The organism is Alcanivorax sp. HI0044, assembly GCF_001634945.1.
Window position 1 is genome coordinate 1 of sequence record NZ_LWEZ01001150.1, and the last position, 7,929, is coordinate 7,929.

Consider the following 7,929-nt stretch of genomic DNA (forward strand, 5'->3'; position numbering starts at 1 on the left):
GCGGCTCACCGGTTTCGGGGATCACCTGCTGGCCTTCCAGATCAATAGTGATCCGATAGCCTTCCTTGCCATTAACAGCCTGAAACAGGGCTTCCACGTTATCCTCCGACAACACGATGGGCAATAACCCGTTTTTGAAACAGTTGTTGTAGAAGATATCGGCAAAGCTCGGGGCGATGATCGCCTTGAAGCCAAAATCCATCAACGCCCAGGGCGCATGCTCACGGCTGGAACCGCAGCCAAAATTGCGCCGGGTGAGTAGAACGCTGGCTCCCTGATAGACAGGCTGATTCAGCACAAAGTCCTTATTCAGTGGGCGAGCACTGTTGTCCTGACCCGGAAAGCCTTCGTCCAGATAACGCCATTCGTCAAACAAATTGGGCCCGAAACCGGTCCGTTTGATGGACTTGAGAAACTGCTTTGGAATGATCTGGTCGGTGTCCACATTGGCACGATCAAGCGGAGCAACCAGACCATCATGACGCACAAACTTTTCCATGGTTTTGCTCCTTATGCCTGATCGAGTTCGCGAATATCAACGAAATGGCCTGCCACCGCCGCCGCTGCCGCCATGGCCGGGCTGACCAGATGCGTACGGCCGCCATTACCCTGGCGCCCCTCGAAGTTACGGTTCGAGGTGGAAGCGCAGTGCTCGCCGGCTTCCAGTCGGTCCGGGTTCATGGCCAGACACATGGAACAACCCGGCTCACGCCACTCAAAGCCTGCCGCCACAAAGACCTTGTCCAGGCCTTCTTTCTCCGCCTGCTGCTTGACCAGACCAGAGCCCGGCACCACCAACACCTGCTTGACGCTACCCGCCTTTTGGCGGCCCTTGGCCACTTCCGCCGCCGCCCGCAAGTCTTCGATGCGCGAGTTGGTACAGGACCCGATAAAGACACGATCCACCTTGATATCCGTCACCGCCATTCCCGGTGTCAAACCCATGTACTCATAAGCGCGGGTCATGCCAGAACGTTTGACTTCATCGCTTTCCGCCGCCGGGTCCGGCAGGCTGGCATCCACCGGCACCACCATTTCCGGGCTGGTCCCCCAGGACACCTGGGGCTTGATGTCCGCCGCATCGATATCCACCTGCGCGTCGAACTGGGCATCCGCGTCACTCACCAGGGTGCGCCAATAGGCCTCGGCCTTGTCCCAATCGGCACCTTTCGGGGCAAACGGGCGACCTTTCACGTAATCGATGGTCACATCATCCACTGCCACCATGCCCGCACGGGCGCCCGCTTCGATGGCCATGTTGCAGACCGTCATGCGTCCTTCCATGCTCAAGCTGCGCATGGCACTACCAGCAAATTCAAGCGCATAGCCGGTACCGCCAGCGGTGCCAATCACGCCGATGATATGCAGCACCACGTCTTTCGCCGTCACACCGGGGCCAAGCTCACCCTCAACAGAGACCCGCATATTGTTCATTTTCTTGGCCACCAACGTCTGGGTCGCCAATACATGTTCAACTTCACTGGTACCAATACCGTGGGCCAGACACGCCAGCGCGCCGTTGGTGGAGGTATGGGAGTCACCACAGACCACGGTCATGCCCGGCACCACAGCACCCTGCTCCGGCGCCATCACATGCACAATGCCTTGGCGTACATCGCCAATTCCGAACTCGGTGATACCGAATTCACGGGTATTGTCTTGCAGCGTCTGCACCTGAATCCGCGAGGTGTCATCGGCGATGTCGGCGGCACTCTTGAACGGGGTTGTCGGCACGTTGTGATCAATGGTGGCCACACTGGCACTGGTCCGCCACGGCTGACGACCCGCCAGGCGCAGGCCCTCAAACGCCTGGGGCGAGGTCACCTCATGGATGATCTGGCGATCAATATAGATCAGCGCAGAGCCATCTTCGCGCTGGGTAACGAGGTGGGCTTCCCACAATTTGTCATAGAGGGTTTTGCCTGCCATGCCTTTCTCCTGAAGCGTAGCGTAGTGCCGCAGCGTATTGTCACAACTACAGGCGGGTTTATCACTGGGGCTGGTTTATCACTGGTAATTAATGTAGAACTACGCCATCAATAAATCCAATTCATATTTTTCATTTTTAAGATAACCAATTATTATCCCCTGTACCGACACTGTGGATGCCCCGGGAATGATCGACACCCCAACGCTAACAGCCTTTATGGCCGTTGCCGAAACCGGCTCATTTTCTGCCGCAGCTGAGCGCCTGTACATCACTCAGCCTGCCATCAGCAAACGGATTGCCCTGCTGGAACAACAGCTTGAGGCCCGCTTGTTTGATCGTGTGGGCCGCCAGATCCAACTGACGGAAGCCGGCCGCTCACTGCTGCCGCGCGCACGCCAGGTACTGATGGACGTGGAAGACATGGCCCGCGCCATTCACGATTTATCCGGAGAAGTGGGCGGTAAATTGCGAATCGGCACCAGCCACCATATTGGACTGCACAGACTGCCACCGGTTCTGCGCCAGTTTTCCCGGGATTACCCGCTGGTGAAGCTGGACATCCATTTCATCGATTCCGAAGAAGCCTGGGAAGGTGTACTGCACGGGGAGCTGGAAATGGGGGTGGTCACCCTGCCCCCGCAGCCGGATGAGCGCTTGCACAGCGAAGTCATCTGGAACGACCCACTGGTGTTCATGTGCGCACCGGAACACCCGCTGGCGAAGCAGGAAAACCTGACCCTAGAAGCCTTCACCGATCACAGCGCCATCCTGCCTTCACCGATCACCTTTACCCGCGGCATCGTGGAGCGGCTGTTCGATGAGCATAACCTGAAGCTGGATATCGCCATGTCCACCAACTACCTGGAAACCATTCACATGATGGTGTCCATCGGTCTGGGCTGGAGCGTGCTGCCCGCCACCATGGTGGATCGGGGCATGGTGCAGCTGCCTGTGGATGCGCCACTGCCGCAGCGCCAGCTGGGTGTCGTCACGCACCCGGCCCGCAGCCAGTCCAACGCGGCGAAGGCCTTCCTGCGCGCCCTGCGTAGCCAGGTTATGTGAACACACGGCAGGCGGCGGCCTCAGCCGCCTAGCGGGGCGCGCGGGTAACGCCACCGACAACCAAAAGCGCCGCCGCCGCCACCGCCAGCGCAGACGCCACAACAAACAACAGCACGCCCCATTGCTGCCACAACAACCCCGACAAGCCCGCCCCGGCAGCCCAACCAGCGCCAAAGCCCAGGCTGGAGTACAGCGCCTGCCCCTGACCTGCCAGCGCTTCCCCAAACTGACGGTGCACCCAGGCAATACTGGCGGCATGAAAGCTGCCAAAGCTGGCCGCATGCAGCAGCTGGGCCAGCGCCAACAGCCACAGGGCATCGCCAGCAACACCAATCATCAGCCAGCGCAGCGACGCCAGCAGCAGGCTTACCACCAGAAGCCAGGGGATATGAAAGCGTGCCAGCAGGCGATGCATGATCAGGAACAGCCCGACTTCCGCCACCACCCCCAGAGACCACAACAAACCGACAATGAACTTGCTGAAGCCCAGGTCTTCCAAATAGATGCTGTAAAAAGTGTAGTACGGCCCGTGAGACAGCTGCATCAAAAAAGCCGCCACCAGAAACAGGCTTACCGCCGGGCGACACAGGATCTGCCAGACTGATGTTCCCTCCCCCCCGGCTTGCGCTCGCGGTGCATTGCCCGCAGGCAGGGTCAGCGTTCCCAGCCAGAGTAGCCACAACAGCCCGCTGAGCACCCAGGGCAGCACCTGCGTACCGGCCCGGTCCAGGACTTCACCCAGCACCAACACCGCCACAATAAAGCCCACCGACCCCCACAACCGCACATGGCTGTAGCGGTGGGACTGGCGACCCAGAGATTGCAGAGTGAGCACTTCGAACTGTGCCAGTACCGCGTTCCAGAAGAAGCTGAAAGACACCAACAGCGCGGCCATGGACCAAAACGTATCCACCCAGAACACGGGCAGGAATACGATGGCCGCCAGCAGGTTGCCGGCACGAATGATACGCAGGCGCTGGCCGCTACGATCAGCCAGCCAGCCCCACAGATTTGGAGCGCCGATTTTGGTGAGCTGGGGAATGGCCATCAGAGCGCCGATGGCAGCCGCACTGAAGCCCAGGTCTTTCAGGTACAGAGACCAGTACGGCACCAACGTGCCAAGCAGACCGAAGTAAAAAAAGTAGAAGCCGGAAAGGCGCCAATAATAGGGCATGAAAGAGGAACCTTGCGCTTGACTGGGGTGACGCCTGACGCCTGACGCTAATCAGCATAAAACCGCCTTTCTTCGCCTAAAGCGTCTTTTCGTTTTCTTTGTCTGGCCTCAAGCCTCCAGCGTCTGGCGCTGTCTCAGCCCGGAATCGGTGCGAACGGCGGCACCACATCCCCGTTCTGGCCACGGTGGCGCAGATAATGATCCATCAGCACGATAGCCAGCATGGCTTCGGCAATGGGCGTAGCACGGACCCCGACACAAGGATCATGGCGCCCCTTGGTCACCACCTCGGCAGCTTCACCGTCCAGTCCGATGCTCTTGCCGGGAATCAGAATGCTGGAAGTAGGCTTGAGCGCCATGGCCACGCGAACGGTCTGCCCGGAGCTGATGCCACCCAGCACGCCGCCGGCATGGTTACTCAAAAAACCGTCCGGGGTCATTTCATCGCGATGCTGCTCGCCGCGCTGATTCACCACGGCAAAGCCGTCACCGACTTCCACCCCTTTCACCGCATTAATGGACATCATTGCCTTGGCCAGATCCGCGTCAATGCGATCAAAAACCGGCTCGCCCCAACCGGGCGGCACACCATCGGCAAACACTTCCACGCGGGCACCGATGGAAGAGCCGTCTTTGCGCAGTGCATTGATCAGGTCTTCCAGGGCCGGCACCTTGCTCTCATCCGGGAAGAAGAACGGATTGTTGTTCACCGCCGACCAGTCACAGGACTCGGCCTTCACATCACCAATCCGGGTGCAGCCACCATAGATACGAATGCCCAGGCGCTGCTCCAGGAATTTGCGGGCAATGGCGCCGCCGGCCACGCGCATGGCCGTTTCCCGGGCAGAGGAACGTCCGCCGCCGCGATAATCACGGAAACCGTATTTCTGGGTGTAGGTGTAATCCGCATGGCCAGGCCGGAACGTGCCGGCGATGTTGGAGTAATCCTTGGATTTCTGGTCGGTATTCTCAATCAGCAAGCCAATGGACGTGCCGGTGGTCTTGCCTTCGAACACCCCGGAGAGGATTTTTACCTGATCCGGCTCGCGCCGCTGGGTGGTATAACGGCTGGTACCCGGCTTACGGCGGTCCAGCTCAACCTGCAGGTCCGCTTCACTGATTTCCAGGCCTGGGGGGCAACCGTCCACGATAGCGCCCAGGGCGGGGCCATGACTTTCACCGAAGGTGGTAATGCGAAAACGCTCACCGAAACTGTTACCGGACATGCTGCCCCTCTTAAAAAATTATTGAAATCAATGCTCTGCCACGAAAACCCGTTAAATCGCTTTAAGCTGACAAGGTGCTCTTCAGCAAGGCTGCCTCAATGAGCCAGCAGGTCATCACGGTATTCTAGCAGCTGTGCGCGGGTAAGCATGAACACCCCATGCCCGCCGCGCTCGAATTCGAACCAGAAAAACGGCACCTGGGGCCAAGCCGCCAGCATGGCCTCCCAACTGTTGCCCACTTCCACAATCAGCACACCGTCTTCAGTGAGCCGATCCGGTGCATCCAGTAACAGCTGGCGCGTGAAGTCGAGACCGTCATCTCCAGACGCCAGCGCCAGCTCCGGCTCATGGCGGTACTCATCTGGCAGATTCGCCATATCCTGGGCATCCACATAGGGCGGGTTGGAGACAATCAGGTCATAGGGGCCATCCACCGCGGCCAGCCCATCGGATTGTAGCGCCCGCACCTGTTCGCCAAGCCCATGACGCTGGATGTTTTCCTCACACACGGCCAGGGCCTCGGCACTGATATCACTGCCATCCACCTGCGCATGCTCAAACGCGTAGGCACAGGCAATCGCGATACAGCCACTACCGGTGCATAAATCCAGCACCCGATGCACTCGCTCAGGATCGACCCAGGGCGTAAAGGACTGCTCAATCAGCTCGGCCAGCGGCGAACGCGGTATCAGCACCCGCTCATCCACATAGAACGGCAGGCCGCAAAACCAGGCTTCATGGGTCAGATAAGGAACCGGGACACGATCATTCACCCGCTTAACCAGTTGACTCACATACCCACTGATTTCAGAGGGCAGCAAACGGGCATCGAGAATCCGAGGGTCACTCTGTAGAGGCAACGCCAGCTGATGCATCAACAGCGCCAGGGCTTCATCCCAGGGGTCATCGTTACCGTGGCCAAAGAACACCCCGCCACTGCGCAGCATGCTTTCGCCGAAACGCAAACAGTCGCGGACAGTTTGCAGGGCGGCCATGGCCTCATTCTGTTGTTGCGAACTGATCACGCATCTACCTCCACCAACACGCTACTGACAACTGCGCCGATCACCCCTGATCCTGCACCGTTGACGAACACCAGCAAAAAGAAGCGCTGAAGATTAGCACAGAATCGGTTATAAAAGCCTGTCACGCTTGCAGTAAAGGGACAGTAATGAGTGCGGTTACGGTAACGCAGGAGGGCCCCTTCGCCCTGGTCGAGCTAAAGAAAGGCACCCAGGTGGATATGCGCGTTCAATTGTCCATTTACCGGCAGCGGCTACGTTTGTTCAATCAGCACCAACAGCGTAAACAGCTCACCATCTACGTCGGCCAAATCAAAGGGCTGGATTACACCGCCGCGCGCTATTCCTGTGGCGAGGATTTTGCGCAAATTACCGAGGCCAAGGCCATGGTCCTGGAAAGTATACTCAACCGTACCTATGCCAATATGATGTTGAAGCTTAACAAGCCGGCCTTTCCCGTTTACATTTGTGGCAGCATCAACCAGGCCAAAGAGTGCCTTCTCAAACATCATCCTCAGGAGTGAGCACTATCTGGTTATTAAAAACAGAACCGGATGCTTTCAGCATCGATGATCTGCGCAACAGCAAAAATGCCACCAGTGGCTGGGATGGCGTGCGCAACTACCAGGCTCGCAACCGGCTACGCGATGAAATGAAAGCCGGCGATACGGTGCTGATCTACCATTCCAGTTGTGCGGTGCCCGCCATCGTTGGCGAAGCTCGCGTAACCAGCGCCCCCTACCCCGATCCAACCCAGTTTGACCCTGCTTCAGATGGCTATGACCCACGCAGCACCCGTGAGATGCCCCGCTGGTACCAGGCCGATATACAGTTTGCCTGCCTATACCCTCAGCCATTAACACTGAAACAGATCAAGCATCACCCCGAATTTGCTGACATGGAGCTGGTGGTGCGACCTCGCCTGTCGGTGCAAAAAGTATCTGAACGACAGCTCCAGCTTATCCGGCAGATAAGCCAGCCCGTGGATGCCACCGCATAGGGCACCCCGCGCACCACAAACAACCTCAGCACCACAACAGGGCGCCTGTTAATACAAAATAACTAAGAAGCCCTGATTCTATCGGCTATACGCGCTGGCACAGCGGTTGCAGTCCCCTCTTCTCATCACCAATGACGAATGGGATTCACCACTATGCTGCTGCGACGCTATCACTGGCTTTCTCTGCTGATTCTTCCCGAGTTCGCCAACGCCGACACCCTGACCGCCACCGATACAGTCTGGATTGCTATCGCTGCGGCGCTGGTGTTCTTCATGCAAGCGGGTTTTGCACTGCTTGAGAGCGGCCTGAGCCGGGCGAAGAACTCACTGAACGTGGTCATGAAGAACTACATGGACCTGTGTGTCGGCACACTGGTGTTCTGGGCCGTGGGTTTCGGGCTGATGTTCGGCACCAGCACCAATGGCTGGTTCGGGCAGGACCAATTCATGCTCAACCAGGCCGATGGCAGTACCTGGGCCATGCTCCTTTTCCAGATCATGTTCGCGGCTACCGC

General features: G+C 58.3%; 8 protein-coding genes and 1 pseudogene. 4 read left to right on the plus strand and 5 right to left on the minus strand.

Translation table 11 applies throughout. The annotated features are described in order from the left end of the window. Together leuD and leuC are read right to left on the minus strand one after the other, a co-directional pair. Nucleotides 1–499, minus strand: a 499-nt coding sequence (gene leuD, locus A3730_RS14605) for a 3-isopropylmalate dehydratase small subunit (protein WP_063538317.1), incomplete at its 3' end; no start/stop codon positions are given. Nucleotides 500–510: 11 nt separating this feature from the next. Beyond that, nucleotides 511–1,929 carry a 3-isopropylmalate dehydratase large subunit gene (leuC, locus tag A3730_RS14610; protein ID WP_063519626.1) on the minus strand — a complete coding sequence of 473 codons (1,419 nt, stop codon included), beginning with the start codon at nucleotides 1,927–1,929 and terminating at the stop codon, nucleotides 511–513. Nucleotides 1,930–2,116: 187 nt separating this feature from the next. Here leuC and A3730_RS14615 point away from each other — a divergent pair, with 187 nt between their 5' ends. Further along, the gene (locus tag A3730_RS14615) at nucleotides 2,117–2,992 is read left to right on the plus strand and encodes a LysR family transcriptional regulator (RefSeq protein ID WP_082872387.1); all 876 of its coding nucleotides are present in this window, start codon (nucleotides 2,117–2,119) and stop codon (nucleotides 2,990–2,992) included. Nucleotides 2,993–3,020: 28 nt separating this feature from the next. Here the strand turns inward: A3730_RS14615 and A3730_RS14620 are convergent, their stop codons facing one another. From A3730_RS14620 to prmB, 3 genes are all read right to left on the minus strand, one after another. Then, the gene (locus A3730_RS14620; protein ID WP_063519627.1) at nucleotides 3,021–4,166 is read right to left on the minus strand and encodes an MFS transporter; all 1,146 of its coding nucleotides are present in this window, start codon (nucleotides 4,164–4,166) and stop codon (nucleotides 3,021–3,023) included. A gap of 134 nt (nucleotides 4,167–4,300) precedes the next feature. Next, nucleotides 4,301–5,392, minus strand: a complete 1,092-nt coding sequence (gene aroC, locus A3730_RS14625; RefSeq protein WP_063538319.1) for a chorismate synthase — start codon at nucleotides 5,390–5,392, stop codon at nucleotides 4,301–4,303. Nucleotides 5,393–5,487: 95 nt separating this feature from the next. Beyond that, nucleotides 5,488–6,417 carry a 50S ribosomal protein L3 N(5)-glutamine methyltransferase gene (prmB, locus tag A3730_RS14630; RefSeq protein WP_063538321.1) on the minus strand — a complete coding sequence of 310 codons (930 nt, stop codon included), beginning with the start codon at nucleotides 6,415–6,417 and terminating at the stop codon, nucleotides 5,488–5,490. A gap of 146 nt (nucleotides 6,418–6,563) precedes the next feature. Here prmB and A3730_RS14635 point away from each other — a divergent pair, with 146 nt between their 5' ends. From A3730_RS14635 to A3730_RS14645, 3 genes and pseudogenes are all read left to right on the plus strand, one after another. After that, a complete protein-coding gene (locus A3730_RS14635; protein ID WP_063518820.1) occupies nucleotides 6,564–6,938 on the plus strand; it encodes a hypothetical protein in 375 nt (124 codons plus the stop codon). After that, a complete protein-coding gene (locus tag A3730_RS14640) occupies nucleotides 6,935–7,414 on the plus strand; it encodes an EVE domain-containing protein (RefSeq protein WP_063518819.1) in 480 nt (159 codons plus the stop codon). Before A3730_RS14635 ends, A3730_RS14640 begins: the two co-directional genes overlap by 4 nt. A 153-nt stretch (nucleotides 7,415–7,567) precedes the next feature. After that, nucleotides 7,568–7,929: pseudogene (locus tag A3730_RS14645) on the plus strand (ammonium transporter); the annotation flags it as partial.

Excerpts from the sequence above, each read along its gene's own strand:
- leuC (WP_063519626.1), bottom strand. The coding sequence starts at position 1,929 with ATGGCAGGCAAAACCCTCTATGACAAATTGTGGGAAGCCCACCTCGTT.
- A3730_RS14615 (WP_082872387.1), top strand. The coding sequence starts at position 2,117 with ATGATCGACACCCCAACGCTAACAGCCTTTATGGCCGTTGCCGAAACC.
- A3730_RS14620 (WP_063519627.1), bottom strand. The coding sequence starts at position 4,166 with ATGCCCTATTATTGGCGCCTTTCCGGCTTCTACTTTTTTTACTTCGGT.
- aroC (WP_063538319.1), bottom strand. The coding sequence starts at position 5,392 with ATGTCCGGTAACAGTTTCGGTGAGCGTTTTCGCATTACCACCTTCGGT.
- A3730_RS14635 (WP_063518820.1), top strand. The coding sequence starts at position 6,564 with ATGAGTGCGGTTACGGTAACGCAGGAGGGCCCCTTCGCCCTGGTCGAG.